Genomic DNA, 16,310 nt, shown 5'->3' with positions numbered 1-16,310 from the left:
GCTTGAACAACTCTGTTACTTTATCAAAAGTTCGGCATCTGCCAAATCGGGGCCTGGGTTCAGTACCCGATCCGGGCGTCGACGACGCCGACGAACCGCCCATCGCCAAGGAACGCTCTCACATTCAACCGGATGCGTTCAGCAAGGAGGGGCGCCGTCATCTCGGGCGTGTCTGCCGAGTGCGGTGTGATCAGGCACCGCGGTTCGCTCCACAGCGGATGCCCGTCGGGCAGCGGCTCCGGGTCGGTCACGTCCAGGGCCGCGCCGGCGATGGAGCCGGCGGCCAGGGCCGCCACCAGCGCGTCCGTGTCGACCAGCGGCCCCCGTGCGATGTTGACCAGGTTCGCCTCCGGACGCATCAGCGCGAGCTCTACCGCCCCGATCAGGTGCCGGGTGGCCTCTGTCAGCGCTGCGGCGACGATGACCAGGTCGGCCTCGGGCAGAACCTCGGACAGGGCATCCGTCGACACGGTGCGGTCCGCTCCGGGCACCGGCCGGCTGCTGCGGCGCACCACGGTGATGCGGGCCCCGAACGGCTCCAGCAGCCGGATGAGTTCCAGTGCGATCCCCCCGGCGCCGATGATGACCACGGAACGGCCGTACAGCGAGCGACCCTCCGGCACGGTGGACCAGCTTGAGGCCCTGGCCCGCGTGGGCAGAACGCGGAGCAGGGCCAGTGCGAGGGCGAGCGCATGTTCGGCCACCGGCTGGGCGTAGGCGCCCTTGGCGCTGGTCCAGAGCAGGTCCGGACGGGCCTGCGCGGCCAGGATGGCGCTGAACGCGTCGACGCCGGCCCAGGGCAGCTGCACCCACTGGATTTGCGGGTTGGCGGCCAGGGTGGCCCCGAGCAGGTCGGCCTGGGCGTAGGAGAGCCAGATCAGTCCCCGGGTCGCGGGCGACAGCTCCGCCACCTCGCCCTGGGCGGCGCGGACGGCCGCTGTGAAGACCTCTGCGGGCCGTGGCAGCACGGCGATCGGACCGCGGGCCGGGCGCATCCCCTCGGGAATGGGCGTCACCTCGTCGGCGAGCACGGCCCGGTGCTGCGCGGCAGGCTCGGTGTCGTCCGCGACGCGGCGGTCAGGATTCGTCGGCACGGTCGTCGCCTCGGTCGTGGTCGTCCGGATCGGCGTCCGCGTCCTCGCCCGGACCGTCGCTCGCCTCATTGTCCAGTTCGTCGTCTGCCTCCGGCCCGGTCAGCGCCGCGGCCAGCCCCGCCACATACGGATGCCACGGGTCCTCGAAGACCTCGTCGATGGTTCCGAGGCCGACGAGCACCCCCTGGTACAGCACGCCGATCCGGTTCGCCACCCGGCGCAGCACGGTGAGGTCCGAGCTGATCACGAGCGCAGAAAATGACCGTTCACGCTGGAGTTCGCCGATCAGGTCGACCACCGCGTCGCGCACCGTCACGTCGACCCCGGCGGTCGGCTCGTCCGCTATCAGCAGGGCTGGTCCGAAGACGAGGGCACGGGCGAGGGCGACCCGCTGGCGTTGCCCGTTGCTCAGTTCGTAGGGGTAGCGAGGCAGCACCGCCAGCGGGAGCCGCACGGCGTCCACCATCGTCGCCACGCGCGCGTCGAGCGCCTTGCGGTTGTAGCGCCGGTCGCGCTCCAGCACGGGCTCCGCCACGATCTCCGCCACCGTCATCGTCGGCGGGAGCGTGTCGGCCGCGTTCTGTTCGAGCAGGCCGACCCCGAAGGTGAGGCGGGCGAGCTTGCGGCGGCCGATCCGGCGCATCCGGAAGCCGAGCACCGTCGCCTCTCCCCCCGTGATGATCGGCCGGGCGCTGCCGAGCCCCGGAGCGAACGCAGCACCGGACAAAACGCTGGCGAGGGTGCTCTTGCCCGAACCGCTCTCCCCGAGCAGCCCGAGCACCTCGCCCGGCTTGATCTGCAGAGTGAGCCCGTGCACAGCGACATGGGCCGGGCTCACTCCGTGCGGCGGATACTCGACCGTGAGATCGCTGGTCGAGATCGGGAAAATCGGTTTGGCGCCGCGAGTCATGCGTTCTATCCTGCCGCACGCAGCCGGCGAAGCTTCTCCCGTCGGTCGGCTTGTTCTGCCGGGTCGGGAACCGGAAGCGAGGCAAGCAGTCGCTGCGTGTACGGGTCCTTCGGCGCCCCCAGGACCTCGGCGCCGGTACCCTCTTCGACCAGCTTGCCCTTGTACAGCACCGCGATCCGGTCCGCGAGGATGTCGACGACGGCAAGGTCGTGGCTGATGAACAGGGCGGCGAAACCGAATTCCTCCTGCAGCTCGGCGAACAGTTCGAGCACCCTCGCCTGGACCGACACGTCGAGGGCCGAGGTGGGCTCATCGGCGATGAGCAGGCTCGGTTCGAGCGCCAGCGCCCTGGCCAGGCTGGCCCGCTGGCGTTGCCCACCGCTGAGCTCGTGCGGGTAGCGGTCGCCGTAGGCCCGGGGCAGCTGAACGGCCTCGAGCAGCTCGTTCACGCGGGTGCGCGCCCCGGCCGGGTTCTGGGCCCGCCCGTGCACCACCAGCGGCTCCGCCACGCATTCGGCGATCGTGAGCAACGGGTTGAAGCTCGACGCCGGGTCCTGGAACACGAAGCCGATGTCGCTGCGGAGCTTCTTGAACTCGCGTTCCTTGAACCCGTGCATTTCGTGCCCGAGCACCGTGAGCGAGCCGCCGGTCACCCGGGTCAGGCCGGCGATGGCCCGGCCCGTCGTCGTCTTGCCCGATCCGCTCTCGCCGACGAGGCCGAGAACCTCTCCCGGGCGGATGACGAAGCTCACGCCGTCCACGGCGGTGAAGCCGGCCCGGCCGAACCGGCCGGGGTATTCGATGGTGAGGTTGTCGGCCACGACGACCGGCGGGAGTTCCAGCCAGGCCGGCTCCCTGGCCTCCGCGCGCACCGCGGCGTGCGCGATTCCCTGGCCGACGTGCGGCACTGCGGCGAGGAGGCGCTTGGTGTAGTCGTTCTGCGGCGACGAGAAGAGCGTTTGCGCGTCGGCCTCCTCGACCACCTTGCCCTGGTACATCACGGCCACCCGGTCGGCGAGGTCGGCAACGACGCCCATGTTGTGGGTGATCAGCACGATGGCGGTGCCGAACTCGTCGCGGCAGCGCCGGAGCAGGTCGAGGATCTCGGCTTGCACGGTCACGTCCAGGGCGGTGGTCGGCTCGTCGGCGACGATCAGGCCGGGGTCGAGCACGAGGGCCATGGCGATCACGACGCGTTGCTTCTGGCCGCCGGAGAACTGGTGCGGGAAGTAGTTGACCCGGGTCTCCGGGTCGGGGATCCCGACCCGGCCGAGGATCTCGATCGCCTTGGCCTTGGCCTCCTTGCGGCTGAACTGCCCGTGCGCCCGGATGCCCTCGGCGATCTGCCAGCCGACCGTGTAGACCGGGTTGAGCGCGGTCGACGGCTCCTGGAAGACCATCGACACGTCGGTGCCGCGCACCTGGCGCAGTTTGCGCTTGCCGATGGAGAGGATGTCGTGCTCGCTCGAGCCGTCCTTGCTGCTGAGCAGCACCACGCCGGAGGCGGTCGCAGTCTCCGGGAGCAGGCCGAGGATGGTCTTGGCGGTCACGGTCTTGCCACTGCCGCTCTCGCCGACGATGGCGAGGACCTCACCGGGGGCCACCCGCAGGCTTACGCCGTCGACGGCCCGCACGGCACCCGCATCCGTGGAGAAGGAGATGCCCAGGTCGGTGATGGTCAGGACGTCGCTCACTGGGGAACCTCGAATTCGTCTTTCAGGCTGCCGCCGGGCACGACCGATGTCTCGGCCACCAGCCCGGACGCCTTCGCCACCGATCGACGGCCGCGCAATCGGGGATCGGCCAGGTCGTTGAGGCTCTCACCGACGAGGGTCATGCCGAGGACGGCCAGCACGATGGCGAGGCCGGGGAAGAGTGCCGTCCACCAGATGCCGCTCGAGACATCCGACACCGCCTTGTTGAGGTCGTAGCCCCACTCGGCGGCGGCGGACGGTTCGATGCCGAAGCCGAGGAAGCCCAGGCCGGCGAGGGTCAGGATCGCCTCGGAGGCGTTGAGCGTGAAGATGAGCGGGAGTGTGCGGGTGGCGTTGCGGAGCACGTGGCGGAACATGATCCGGGCGTTGCTGGCCCCGAGCACGCGAGCCGACTCGACGTAGGCCTCCGCCTTGATCCGCACCGTCTCCGCCCGGATCACCCGGAAGTACTGCGGGATGAACACGGTGGTGATGGAGATGGCCGCGGCGAGGACACCGCCGATCAGGTTCGACCGGCCCCCGGAGATCACGATCGACATCACGATGGCCAGCAGCAGCGACGGGAACGCGTAGACGGCGTCGAAGACGACGACGAACACGCGGTCGAGCCAGCCGCCGAAGTACCCGGAGACCAGGCCGAGCATGACCCCGGCGAAGATGGAGAGGATCACGGCGATGACGATGACGATCAGCGCCGTCTGGGCACCCCAGATGACCCGGGACAGCACGTCGTAGCCGCCGACGGTGGTGCCGAGCAGGTGCGAACCGCCCGGGGGCTTCTGGGCGCCGAAAGCGCCGCTCGCGTCGCGGAGCTGGCTGTAGCCGAACGGCGAGACCAGGGGCGCGAGGATGGCGGTGAGGATGAAGATCCCGGTGATGACGAGGCCGACGACGAGCATCCCGCGTTGCAGCCCGACGCTTTGGCGGAGCTGGTGCACGACGGGCAGCCGACTCCACAGGCCGTGTTTGCTCGAGCCCGACGCGGTGGACGTGGCGATCATTTCGGTATCGGTCATGCCACTACCAGTCATGTCAGTACCTCACTCTCGGGTCGATGAGCGCGGCGATGATGTCGACGACGAAGTTGGACAGGGCCACGATCACGGCGAGCAGGGCGACGATGCCCTGCACGGCGACGAAGTCGCGGGCGGTGAGGAATTGGGCGAGCTCGAAGCCCAGGCCCTTCCACTCGAAGACGGTCTCGGTCAGGACCGCGCCGCTGAGCAGCAGCGCGATCTGGAGTCCGATCACGGTGATGATCGGGATCAGGGCCGGCCGGTACGCGTGCTTGGTGACCAGCCGGTATTCGCTGACGCCGCGCGAGCGTCCGGAGTCGACGTAGTCGGCGCCGAGGGTGCCGATGACGTTCGTGCGGACGAGGCGGAGGAAGACGCCGGCGGTGAGCAGTCCGAGCGCGAGCGCGGGGAGGACCGCATGCGACACCACGTCCAGGAGGATCTGGGGGTCGCCGGTCTGGAGGGCGTCGATGGTGTAGATGCCCGTCTTTCCGGGCAGGAACTGCATCTGCAGCTCAGAGCCGGTCGACGCGCGCCCGGCGACCGGGAGGACCTTGAGCCAGACCGAGAAGACGAGCTTGAAGAGCAACGCCGAGAAGAACACCGGGGTGGCATAGCAGAGGATCGCGAAGATCCGCAGGAACGCGTCGGGCGCCTTGTCCCGCCAGTACGCGGCGACGAGGCCGAGCGGGATGCCGACGATGAACGCGACGATGAGCGAGTAGAAGACCAGTTCGGCGGTGGCGACGCCGTAGGTGAGGAGCACCTCGGTGACGGGCTTGTTGGTGCTGATCGTGGTGCCGAAGTTGCCGGTGAAGATGTTCCCGAGGTACTCGAAATACTGCACCAGGATGGGCCGGTCGTAGCCGGCCGCCTGGATGCGCTCGGCGAGCTGCTCCGGACCGAGGCGACCGCCGAGGGCGGCCGTGATCGGGTCACCGGTGGCTCGCATCAGCCAGAACACCATCGACACGAGGATGAAGATGGTGGGGAAGATGAGCGTGAAGCGGATGAGGATGTACCGCCCGATCCCCCCACCCGAGGAAGTCCGTTTGCGCCGAGCGGCTTTTTGGGCCGGTGGGCGCGCTGCCACAGTTGTCATGCCTGCCTAACGCTTGGAAAGGGTCGGGGGCACCCAGCGATCGAGCTGCTGGATGCCCCCGGATTTCAAATTAGAGAAACTCTAGCCGTTTGACGGACTAACCTTTCGCCAGTGCGGCGTAACGGAACTTGAACGACGCGTCCAGCGTCGTCTGGGTTCCGGTCACGTTCGTTCCGGTGACGGCCACCTGGGCACCCTGGAGGAGCGGCACGGTCGGCAGTTGCGCCGCGACCTTGTCCTGGATCTCCTTGATCACGGCGGTGCGCGCAGTCGGGTCGACGGTGACGGCCTGCTTGAGGATCAGGTCGTTGACCTCAGGGTCGCTGTAGTGGTTCTTGATGAAGTTCTCCGTGAGGAAGAACGGCGTCAGGTAGTTGTCAGCGTCGGAGTAGTCCGGGAACCAGCCGAGCTGGTAGGCGGGGTAGACGTCGGCGGTGCGGTCCTTGACATACTGCACGTACTCGGTCGACTGCAGGTTGACTGTGAACAGGCCGGATGCGTCCAGCTGGTCCTTGATCAGCGCATACTCGTCGCTCGAACCGGGGCCGTAGTGGTCGGTGTTGTACTGCAGGTTGAGGGTGATCGGGGTCGTGACGCCGGCGGCGGCGAGCGACGCCTTCGCCTTGGCGACATCCGGTTTGCCCGACCCGTCTCCGTAGAGCCCCTTGAGGGACTCGGTGGCGCCGGTGAGTCCGTCCGGAACGTAGGAGTACAGCGGCGTGTAGGTGCCCTTGTAGACCTGGTCGGCGATCTCGGCGCGGTCGACGACGTCGGCCACTGCGGCGCGAACCGCGAGGGCCTTCGCCGGGTCGGCCTCCGGGGTCTTCGCCCCGTACGGCTGGGTGTCGAAGTTGAAGACGATGTAGCGGATCTCGCCGCCGGGGCCGTCGACGACCTTGACCTTCTTGTTGCCGCGGAGGTCGTCGATGTCGGTTGCCGAGAGGCTGCGGAACGCGACGTCGATGTTGCCTTCCTGCACATCGAGCTTCAGGTTCGAGGAGTCGGAGTAGTACTTGACGTTGACGACGTCGGTCTTGGCCGCGCCCAGGAGACCCTGGTAGTCCTTGTTCGCCTTGTAGGAGAGCAGGTTGTTGAAGTCGTAGCTGGTCAGCACGTACTGGCCCGCGAACGCCTTGGCCTTGACGATGTCGTTGTCCGGCGTGATCGCGGTGGCCGAGAAGGATTCCTCGTCGACGATCGGGCCGGCGGGGCTGGTCAGGATCTGCGGGAAGATCTGGTCGTCAGCGGCCTTGAGGCGGAAGACGACGGTGGTCGGGTTCTTGGCCTCGGTGCTGTCGAGGTTGTACAGCAGCGACGAGGGGCCGTTGTCATCGGCGATCTTGAGCTGGCGGTCGAAGCTGAACTTCACGTCCGAGCTCGTCAGGTCGTTGCCGTTGGCGAACTTGAGGCCCTTCTTGAGGGTGACCGTGTACTCGGTCGGCGCGGTGAACTCGGCCTTGGTCGCGATGTCCGGCTGGACATCCGGGCTGCCGTACGGGGTGTTCATCAGGAACGGGAAGACCTGGTTCTGCACGGCGAAGGAACCGTTGTCGTACGAACCGGCCGGGTCAAGCGTGGTGATCTTGTCGGTCGTGCCTATCGTGATCGCGCCGCCGGTCGTCCCGCCGGTGGTTCCACCTGCGGAGCAACCCGTCATGGCCAGCGCGGCGACAGCGACTACTGCTGCGGCGCTGAGCCCTCGAGCGCGGGGAGTGGATGAGAATGCCATATCCGTGAGCCTCTTCCTCTGTAAAATCCAGGCACGGGCGCCGACAATCGCGTCACCCGGCATAGCTGTAAGGAAAGAAATAGCACAGAATGCTAGGTTCGTCCGGCAACGACGGGGCATCTTTACCGAGCTGCAATGTAGCGCGGAGGCCCTCGGGAGGCCCCGGCGGAAGGCGGTGCCTAGTCCTCGCGGAGGTTGCGCCGTTCGGCCTCGACCCGTACCAGTTCACGCTGGAGCGCCACGTAGACCTCGCGGTTGGCGGCATCCGCTCGCTGCAGCCGACCGAGAAGTTCAGCCTTCTGGCGGAGCAAGTCCTTGTCGACGAGGGCGACCGTGATGTCTCGGACGTAGCGGCTGATCTCCCGTTCGCTGCGCTCGGGCAGCGGGGCCATGGCCAGCTCCTTGACCAGGTTCTCCAGCGGTGGCGGCACGTCCGCCACGATCCGGTCCAGCCAGTCGGGGGCGTCGTGGTGTTCGAGGTTGGCCGCGATCGCATCCCGCACGACCGCGAGTGAGGGCTGGGCGAAACTGGTCAGCACCGCGCGCTGGATCAGGTCCGCGCCGACCAGGACGGGGCGCTGGAGCATGGCCATCAGCCCGTCCCGTTCCAGCCGGGTGACCGGGTCCGTGGACAGGTTGGTCATCGAGAACGGTTGCTCGCGCGGCGCCTCGTCCGTGCCGTCGCGGCGTGCACCGTCGTGGCTCTGCCCCGCCGAGTTTCCGGCGCCGGCGGAGCGGGTGCGCGACAGCGACGTCGAGACGGCCCTGGCAACCTCGCCAAGCTCCATGCCGAGCATGCGAGCCAGTTCGTGCGTGTAGCCGGGGCGGAGGGCCGGGTCGCGGATGTCGGCGACGAGCGGAGCGGCCTGGCGCAACGCCCCGACCCTCCCTTCGACGGTGTCGAGGTTGTACTGGCCGAGCAACTGCCGGATCATGAACTCGAACATCGGCTTCTTCGAGTCGACGAGTCGGCGCACCGCGTCGTCGCCGCGGTGCAGGCGCAGGTCGCACGGGTCCAGGCCCTCGGGGGCGACGGCGACGAACGTTTGGGCGGAGAAGCGCTGCTCCTCGCTGAAGGCGCGCATCGCGGCCTTCTGGCCCGCGGCATCCGGGTCGAAGGTGAAGACGACCTCGCCGACGCCGCTGTCATCACCGAGGACGCGGCGCAGCACCTTGATGTGATCGACCCCGAAGGAGGTGCCGCAGGTGGCGACCGCGGTGGTCACGCCGGCGAGATGGCAGGCCATCACGTCGGTGTAGCCCTCGACCACGACGACCTGGTGGTTGCGCGAGATGTCGCGCTTGGCGAGGTCGAGGCCGTAGAGCACCTGGGCCTTGTGGTAGATCGGTGTCTCCGGCGTGTTGAGGTACTTCGGGCCTTTGTCGTCCTCGAGCAGCTTGCGCGCGCCGAAGCCGATGGTCTGCCCGGTGATGTCGCGGATCGGCCAGACGAGCCGACCGCGGAAACGGTCGTACACCCCGGTGGACCCCTCACGGCTGGAGACCAGTCCGGCCAGGGTCAGTTCCTCGGTCGTGTAGCCCTTGCCGCGGAGATGGTTGGTCAGTTCGTCCCAGCTCTTGGGCGCGAATCCGACGCCGAAGAGGGCCGCGGCCTGGGAGTCGAAGCCGCGTTCGCCGAGGAAGTTGCGGCCGACGAGGGCGCCGGCGCTGCCGAGGCGTTCGACGAAGAATTCGGCGGCCGCCTGGTTGGCCGCGTAGAGGCGAGACCGGTTGGTGTGGTCGGGGGCGTCGCCGCCGCCCTCGTAGTGCAGTTCGATCCCGACCCGGGCGGCGAGTCGCTCGACGGCCTCGCTGAAGGAGACGTGGTCCATCTTCTGCAGGAACGAGTACACGTCGCCGCTCTCGCCGCAGCCGAAGCAGTGGTAGAAACCGACCTGGGGGCGCACGTGGAAGCTCGGGCTGCGCTCGTCGTGGAAGGGGCACAGGCCCTTCATCGAGCCGACTCCGGCCGACTTCAGGGTGACGTAGTCGCCGACGATGTCCGCGATGTTCGTGCGGGCCTTGACCTCTTCGATGTCGTTTTGTCGAATCAGGCCAGCCATAGCTGAATGCTAGTCCTGCCCATTGTCAGTTCTGCACGAGACGTTCATACCAGGCCAGCGCGGACTGGTCGGTGAGGCTGGCAACCTGGTCGACGACGACGCGCTTGCGGGCCGCGTCGTCTACGGCCGCGTGCCAGTCCTCGCGGAAGCCGGCGTCGAGGTGCTCGTCGCCGGTGGCGTGCAGGCGCTCGGCCAGCAGGGTGAGCACCTGCCGCTGCTGCTGGTAGATGGGCTGGCGGGTGTTCTTCGACATCACGAAGGCGGCGACGATGCCCTTGAGCACGGCGATCTCCGCCTGGACCTCGCGGGGAACGACGACGTGGGCGCCGAAGCGGATGAGTTGCTCCCCCGAGTACGCCTGACGGGTGGCCCGCACCGCTGCGCCGGAGAACCGGCCGATCAGCTGGCTGGTGAGGTTCTTCAGCCGCCCCTGGTCGCGCCGCCCGGCGGTCCAGCCGTGCAACCAGTAGTCGAGGGCGCCCAGCCGGTCATAGGCCTGCGCCAGTTCGGCGTGCGAGACGGCGCCGCCGATCCAGGAGTGCATCGAGGAGACGAGTTCGGTGCTGGCCCGCCCACCGAGTTCGGCGATGTCCAGGTACCCGTTGACGACGGCGTCTTCGAAGTCGTGCACGGAGTAGGCGATGTCGTCGGACAGGTCCATCACCTGGGCCTCGATGCAGAGGCGGCGCTCCGGCGCGCCCGCGCGCATCCATTCGAAGGCGGCGATGTCGTCGTGGTAGAAACCGAACTTGGCCCGGCCGCTGGGATCGGCGACGGAGGAGTCCTCCGGCCAGGGGTACTTGCAGCTGGCGTCGACGCTGGCCCGGGTCAGGTTCAGCCCGTAGCTGCGGCCGTCGTCGCCGAAGACCTTCGGTTCGAGCCGGGTGAGCAGCCGCAGGGTCTGCGCGTTGCCCTCGAAGCCGCCGATGTCCAGGGACCACGCGTTGAGCGCCTTCTCCCCGTTGTGACCGAACGGCGGATGCCCGATGTCGTGCGCGAGGCAGGCCGTATCGACGATGTCGGGGTCGAGGCCGAGCCGGAGCGCGAGCTCCCGGCCGATCTGGGCGACCTCGAGCGAGTGGGTGAGCCGGTTGCGGGCGAAGTCGAGGCCGGCGGTGGGACTGAGCACCTGGGTCTTGGCTGCGAGGCGGCGCAGGGCGCTGGAGTGCAGGAGCCGGGCCCGGTCGCGCGCGAAGTCGCTGCGGCGCGAGCCGTGCACCTCCGGCAGCCAGCGTTCCTCGTCTGTGCTGCTGTACCCGGTTTCGTTAGCCACCGCTGGTATCCCCTTCGCCCTCGGTCAGGTTGGCCCGTTCCGCGCCGGCGATCTCCCGGGAGTCGAGCCAGTGTTCGGGCAGCGACGTCTTCTTCGGGCTCCCGGCTCGGCCGCGCGGACCCTCGGCGCCGACGCCGGGGTATTCCTGCTGCCAGTCCAGGGTGCCGAGCAGGTCGTCGAGCTGCGCGAGCGACACGACCGAGGCGAGGCTCGCGCGCAGGTCGCCGCCGACCGGGTAGCCCTTGAAATACCAGGCGACGTGCTTGCGGATGTCGCGGCAGGCCCGCTCTTCGCTGTCGAAGAATTCGGTGAGCAGTTCGGCGTGCCGGCGGAAGGTCTCGGCGACGCGGCCGAGGTTCGGCTGGATCAGCGCGGTCTGCTCCCCGGTCGACTGGCCGCGGAAGGCCCCCGCGAGGTCACCGAACAGCCACGGCCGGCCCAGGCAGCCGCGGCCGACGACGACGCCGTCGCAGCCGGTCTCAGCGACCATGCGCAGGGCGTCGTCGGCGGACCAGATGTCACCGTTGCCGAGCACGGGCACGCTGGTGATGGTGTTCTTGAGGGTCGTGATCGCCGACCAGTCGGCCACGCCGGAGTAGTGCTCTGACGCGGTGCGCGCGTGGAGCGCGATCGCTGAGACGCCGGCCCCTTCAGCGGCCTTGCCTGCCTCCAGGTAGGTGAGGTGGTCGGAATCGATGCCCTTGCGCATCTTCACCGTGACCGGGACGGCGCCGGCCGCGGTGACGGCGGCTTCGACGATCTGCCGGAACAGGCCGAGCTTCCACGGGAGGGCAGCTCCGCCGCCCTTGCGGGTGACCTTGGGCACCGGGCAGCCGAAGTTGAGGTCGATGTGGTCGGCCCGGTCTTCCGCGACGAGCATGGTGACCGCATCGGACACGGTCTTGGGGTCGACCCCGTACAGCTGGATCGACCGGGTGGTTTCGCTCTCATGATGGTTGATCAGACGCATCGATTCGGGCGTGCGCTCGACGAGCGCCCGGGAGGTGATCATCTCGCTGACGTAGAGCCCAGCGCCGAATTCACGGCAGAGCCTGCGAAAGGCGGTGTTGGTGATGCCGGCCATCGGCGCGAGCACGACGGGGACATCCAGCGTGAGGGGGCCGATCGAGAGCGGCGCGGCGCGGCTGGTCGCAGTTTCAGGAATCATTTCGTTCAATTCTCCCAGACCCGGGCGACACCGCTCGACGCCCGCGGTGAACGGCGTGAAGCGGTGTCGTCGAGCGGGGTGTTCAGATTCCGCAGGAGCCGCCGCCGCAGCATCCGCCGCCGGCATTGCCGAGCAGTTCGATGGTGGGGACGGGAGCCGCTGCCGGGGTGCCGACCGGGGTGGTCGCCTCGGCGGTGCTGGTCTGTTCGGTCATTTGTTCTTCTCCTCGGATTTCTCGGTGGCGGCCTGGCGGAGAGCCTGCGCAAAGGTATCAGGGTCCTGGGCTCCGGAGATCCCGTACTTCCCGTCGATGACGAAGAAGGGAACGCCCTGGATGCCGTAGGCGTTGGCCTGGGCGACGTCGGCCTTGACGTCGGCCAGGTAGTCGTGGGCGGTGAGCGCCCTGACCACGTCGGCCCGGTCGAGGCCGATTTCGGCGGCCAGGTCGGCGAGGTCTTCGATCCGGCCCACGTGCAGGCCGTCGACGAAGTAGGCCTTGAGCAGTCGCTCCTTCATCTCGAGCTGGCGCCCGTGTGCCTTCGCGTAGTGGAGCAACTCGTGCGAGATGACGGTGTTCGTCTGGTGCACGGAGTCGTAGTCGTAGTGCAGGCCGACGCTTTCGGCGATCCCGGTGACCCGCTCGAGCATCTCCTCGACCTGCGCCACGGGCAGGCCCTTGCGCTGGCTGAGGTAGTCGACCGGGCTGCCGTCGAAGTCGACGGGGGTATCGGGCGCCAGTTCGAAGCTGTGGTATTCGACCTCGACGTCACCGTCGAAGAGGGCCGCGCCGGCCTCGAATTTGCGCTTTCCGATGTAGCACCAGGGGCACTGCACGTCGGACCAGATGTCTACTTTGATGGTTTCGCTCACTCTGAGGCCAACCGGCGGCGCGCCCCAGTATTCCCGTCCCGGCGGTCGATCCTGTCGAGACCAGGCCCCGCGCGGTCAGCCCGTTATCGCGGGAATGATCGCCCCCGAGAAGACCTGCCAGGCCAGGGCTGTCTTGGCGACCAGGCTCAGCGTGATGTACGTGCGCTCCCCCTGAAGATAGCTCTTCCACTTTCCGACCTGCTTGTACTGCAACCACTGGTTGATGGCAAAGGTGTTGAAGAAGACGAAGAGCGAGATGACGATGCCGACGACGAAACCGGGCGCCGCAACCTCGTTCGCGCTGCCCGGCCGGAGAAAGTAGATCAGAATCAGGATCCAGGGCACGATGCCCACCATCGACCCGAAGATGAACGGCAGCATTCCGCCGGATCCCGGCTGCTCGTACTTCTCTTGCAGGGCACCGAACAGGATCATCGCGGCGTTCACCGCGAAGACGGCGAACAGCGCCGCGATGTCGGTCACGCCGTTGATGGCCAGAATCAGCCAGATCATGATTGAGGAGCTCAGCGAGTATTCGGTCCAGCGGAAGTAGTTGCGGCTCTGCAGCAGCCCGCCCTTGTACCGGCCGAAGAACCAGGGGCTCGAGATGAGGAAGTGGAAGAACGCGCTCAACGCCAGGAACGCCACCACGCCGATTCCGATGTTCACTTCGAACACCGTGACACGCTCGGGCGGTATGGGGAATCCGGGAGGACCGGCCAGGTAGTCGGCCGTGACGGCGAAGAGAACTTGCGAACTGAGCATTAGGAGCACGATCGCGAAGCCGATGGCCTGGAGAAGGTGCAGGCTCCCCGCGACGAGGTTGTAAACCCTCAGCCGGTCGATCTGCTGGTCAGAGGTGTATGTCTTCTTCGCCATGATTGGCCTCCCTCGCCTGATATTGGGGCCAACCTAGCATTGATCCGATCTCGGCCCCTCCGCTGCTCGAGCCGGTCGAGACCCGGCAGCGACGGCGGGCGCGGGCTGCGGAAAGGGGCTCGGGCTGGGGCTGGACGGGTCGCGACGGGCGGGGCCGGCCCGGGACTCAGGCGGAGGGAGCGTCGACGGCGCCGCCGTAGCGGCGGTTCCGGGTCGCGTAGAGCTCGATCGCCCGCCATAGGTCGACCCGGCTGAAGTCCGGCCACAGGGTGTCGAGGAAGACCATCTCCGCGTAGGCGCTCTGCCAGAGCAGGAAGTTGCTGGTGCGCTGTTCCCCCGAACTGCGCACGAACAGGTCGACGTCGGGAAGGTCGGCGGTGTACAGGTGCCGCTGGATCGACTTCTCGGTGATGCCGGACGGCTTCAACCGGCCGGCCGCGACGTCCTCGGCCAGGGCGCGCACGGCATCCGCGATTTCGGTGCGCCCGCCGTAGTTCACGCACATGGTCAGGGTGAGCACGTCGTTGCCGGCGGTCAGTCGTTCGGCGAACTGCAGCTCGTTGATGACGGATGCCCAGAGCCGGGGCTTCCGCCCGGCCCACCGCACGCGCACCCCCCATTCGTTGAGCTGGTCACGCCTGCGGTGCAGCACGTCCCGGTTGAACCCCATCAGGAAGCGCACCTCGTCGGGCGAGCGCTTCCAGTTCTCGGTGGAGAAAGCGTAGACGCTGAGGTGCTTGACGCCGATCTGGATGGCGCCGGCGACGACGTCGAGCAGCGCCGCCTCCCCCGCCTTGTGGCCTTCCACCCGTGGCAGGCCCCGGGCATTCGCCCACCGGCCGTTGCCGTCCATCACCACGGCGACATGCTCGGGGACGACCTTCAGTGGAAGGGTCGGCGGGTAGAGCCCGGTCCAGTCCAGGGGCTTGAACGGCATCGCGTCCTTATGGGTGAACGGTTTGGGCGCGAACGGATTCGGGGTCATCGACTGACATGCTCCAACGATCGGAGGCCGCGGCCGAGGTGCCACTGCGTGTACGCGGCGACCACCCCGGTGGCCTGGGCTCTGGTCTTCTCAGGGGTTGATTCGGCGTGGTCCCAGTCACCGGTGAGCAGGGAGCTGAGCAGGGCGATCGTCTGGGCGTCGAGCCTCGGCGAGCCGGGGGCGGCGCAGTCGTCGCAGACGATCCCGCCGACCTGCACGACGATCGCGGAGTGGCTGCCCTGGGCGCCGCACCGGGCGCAGTCCTGGAAGCTGGGCGCCCAGCCGGCCATCGACAGGGCGCGCAACAGGTAGGAGTCGAGGGTGAGGCCGGCGCCGTGCTCCTGGCGGGACAGCGACCTCAGCGCGCCGACCAGCAGCAGGTACTGCTGCAGCGAGCCCTCGGCCTCGGTCAGCTTGTCGGCGGTTTCGACCATGGCGCTGGCCGCGGTGTAGCTGGGGTAGTCGGCGGTGATCTGCGCACCGTACGACCCGATCGACTCGGCCTGGGTGATGATGTCGAGGCTGCGGCCCTCGTAGAGCTGCACGTCGGCGACCATGAACGGCTCAAGCCGCGCCCCGAACTTCGACGCGGTGCGCCGCACTCCCTTGGCCACCGCGCGCACCTTGCCGTGCTTGCGGGTGAGCATGGTGACGATGCGGTCGGCTTCACCCAGCTTCTGGGTGCGCAGCACGACGGCTTCATCACGGTAGACAGGCACATCACGATTGTCCCACTTGCGGCGACGGATGCCAGCGTGCACGCCGCAGCGCGCGTTTCAGTGGTTTCATTGGGTGTGCCCACAACCTCCTTCACGATCCCGCTGTGGCTCGACCTCACGGCCGTCGCGATCGGCGCGATCCAGGGCGCCATGTTCGCGGGGCGCTTCACCGACCGCCGCTTCGACCTGCTCGGGATCGCGTTCATCGGCATCACCGTCGGGCTCGGCGGCGGCCTGCTCCGCGACATCATGCTCGACGGCGTGCCGGCCGCCCTGCAGAGCAACTGGTACCTGCCGGTGTCGGCCGGGGCAGCCCTGCTCGGCATGCTCCTGCAGAGCCTGTTCAACCGGCTCGGCCCGCTCATCATCACCCTCGACGCCGTCACGATCGGCCTGTTCGGCGCCCTGGGCACCAGCAAGGCGCTCGCCCAGGGGCTGCCGGAGATCCCCGCCCTGTTCGTGGGAGTGATCACGGCCGTCGGCGGGTCGGCGCTCCGGGACATGATGTTGAACGTGCCGATCGCGGTGATGCACGTCGGTTCGTTCTACGCCGTCGCCGCCGGGGTGGGCAGCGGGCTGCTCGTGGTGCTGTTCGTGCTCCAGGTGCCGATCACGATCGCCGGGATCAGCTGCGTCGTGGTGACGACCGTCATCCGCGTGCTCGCGGCCCGTTACGGCTGGAGCCTCCCCCAGCAGCGGGCGATCGGCAGCTGGCCGCGCTGGCGACGCAACGAGAACATCGTCGCCTTCCGCCGCCGCAACCGCGGGGCCTGACGACCAGAATCCT

Annotated in this window: 15 protein-coding genes; 1 reads left to right on the top strand and 14 read right to left on the bottom strand. The window is 68.1% G+C overall.

The genetic code is table 11. The annotated features are described in order from the left end of the window. Window positions 1–59 precede the first annotated feature (59 nt). The 14 genes from E3O32_RS08875 to recO all read right to left on the bottom strand — a co-directional run bounded on the left by E3O32_RS08875 (window position 60) and on the right by recO (window position 15,523). Window positions 60–968: a D-isomer specific 2-hydroxyacid dehydrogenase family protein gene (locus E3O32_RS08875; protein WP_420898104.1), complete on the bottom strand. Its 909-nt coding sequence runs from the start codon at window positions 966–968 to the stop codon at window positions 60–62. Between the two features lie 109 nt (window positions 969–1,077). Continuing rightward, on the bottom strand, window positions 1,078–2,004 hold the full coding sequence (locus E3O32_RS08870) for an ATP-binding cassette domain-containing protein (protein ID WP_134508676.1): 927 nt from the start codon (window positions 2,002–2,004) through the stop codon (window positions 1,078–1,080). Window positions 2,005–2,009: 5 nt separating this feature from the next. Continuing rightward, window positions 2,010–3,698 carry an ABC transporter ATP-binding protein gene (locus tag E3O32_RS08865; RefSeq protein WP_134508674.1) on the bottom strand — a complete coding sequence of 563 codons (1,689 nt, stop codon included), beginning with the start codon at window positions 3,696–3,698 and terminating at the stop codon, window positions 2,010–2,012. Further along, window positions 3,695–4,735 (bottom strand): ABC transporter permease, encoded by a 1,041-nt coding sequence (locus tag E3O32_RS08860; protein WP_174776498.1) that lies wholly within the window; start codon window positions 4,733–4,735, stop codon window positions 3,695–3,697. Before E3O32_RS08860 ends, E3O32_RS08865 begins: the two co-directional genes overlap by 4 nt. Window positions 4,736–4,751: 16 nt before the next feature. Then, window positions 4,752–5,837: an ABC transporter permease gene (locus E3O32_RS08855; RefSeq protein ID WP_134508672.1), complete on the bottom strand. Its 1,086-nt coding sequence runs from the start codon at window positions 5,835–5,837 to the stop codon at window positions 4,752–4,754. Between the two features lie 97 nt (window positions 5,838–5,934). After that, a complete protein-coding gene (locus E3O32_RS08850; protein WP_134508670.1) occupies window positions 5,935–7,566 on the bottom strand; it encodes an ABC transporter substrate-binding protein in 1,632 nt (543 codons plus the stop codon). A 179-nt stretch (window positions 7,567–7,745) separates the two neighbouring features. After that, complete coding sequence (gene dnaG, locus E3O32_RS08845; protein WP_134508668.1) at window positions 7,746–9,629, bottom strand: DNA primase; 1,884 nt, start codon at window positions 9,627–9,629, stop codon at window positions 7,746–7,748. 25 nt (window positions 9,630–9,654) lie between these two features. After that, window positions 9,655–10,902, bottom strand: coding sequence for a deoxyguanosinetriphosphate triphosphohydrolase (locus E3O32_RS08840; protein WP_134508666.1), 1,248 nt, complete (start codon window positions 10,900–10,902; stop codon window positions 9,655–9,657). Then, complete coding sequence (gene dusB, locus E3O32_RS08835) at window positions 10,895–12,070, bottom strand: tRNA dihydrouridine synthase DusB (protein WP_134508664.1); 1,176 nt, start codon at window positions 12,068–12,070, stop codon at window positions 10,895–10,897. The genes E3O32_RS08840 and dusB overlap by 8 nt, the downstream gene beginning before the upstream one ends. 82 nt (window positions 12,071–12,152) lie before the next feature. After that, complete coding sequence (locus tag E3O32_RS17710) at window positions 12,153–12,284, bottom strand: hypothetical protein (RefSeq protein ID WP_255453687.1); 132 nt, start codon at window positions 12,282–12,284, stop codon at window positions 12,153–12,155. Continuing rightward, on the bottom strand, window positions 12,281–12,940 hold the full coding sequence (locus E3O32_RS08830) for a DsbA family oxidoreductase (RefSeq protein WP_134508662.1): 660 nt from the start codon (window positions 12,938–12,940) through the stop codon (window positions 12,281–12,283). Before E3O32_RS08830 ends, E3O32_RS17710 begins: the two co-directional genes overlap by 4 nt. A gap of 75 nt (window positions 12,941–13,015) precedes the next feature. Continuing rightward, window positions 13,016–13,819, bottom strand: a complete 804-nt coding sequence (heR, locus tag E3O32_RS08825) for a heliorhodopsin HeR (RefSeq protein ID WP_134508660.1) — start codon at window positions 13,817–13,819, stop codon at window positions 13,016–13,018. Between the two features lie 166 nt (window positions 13,820–13,985). Further along, window positions 13,986–14,804, bottom strand: a complete 819-nt coding sequence (locus tag E3O32_RS08820) for an isoprenyl transferase (protein WP_134508658.1) — start codon at window positions 14,802–14,804, stop codon at window positions 13,986–13,988. Then, window positions 14,801–15,523 (bottom strand): DNA repair protein RecO, encoded by a 723-nt coding sequence (recO, locus tag E3O32_RS08815; protein WP_134508656.1) that lies wholly within the window; start codon window positions 15,521–15,523, stop codon window positions 14,801–14,803. The genes E3O32_RS08820 and recO overlap by 4 nt, the downstream gene beginning before the upstream one ends. A 75-nt stretch (window positions 15,524–15,598) precedes the next feature. Here recO and E3O32_RS08810 point away from each other — a divergent pair, with 75 nt between their 5' ends. After that, window positions 15,599–16,297: a trimeric intracellular cation channel family protein gene (locus E3O32_RS08810; protein WP_134508654.1), complete on the top strand. Its 699-nt coding sequence runs from the start codon at window positions 15,599–15,601 to the stop codon at window positions 16,295–16,297. The last annotated feature ends 13 nt before the right edge of the window (window positions 16,298–16,310 follow it).

Origin of the sequence: Cryobacterium mannosilyticum (assembly GCF_004402705.1) — a bacterium.
Taxonomy (GTDB): Bacteria; Actinomycetota; Actinomycetes; order Actinomycetales; family Microbacteriaceae; genus Cryobacterium; species Cryobacterium mannosilyticum.
This window is presented reverse-complemented; position numbering and strand designations above follow the sequence as displayed.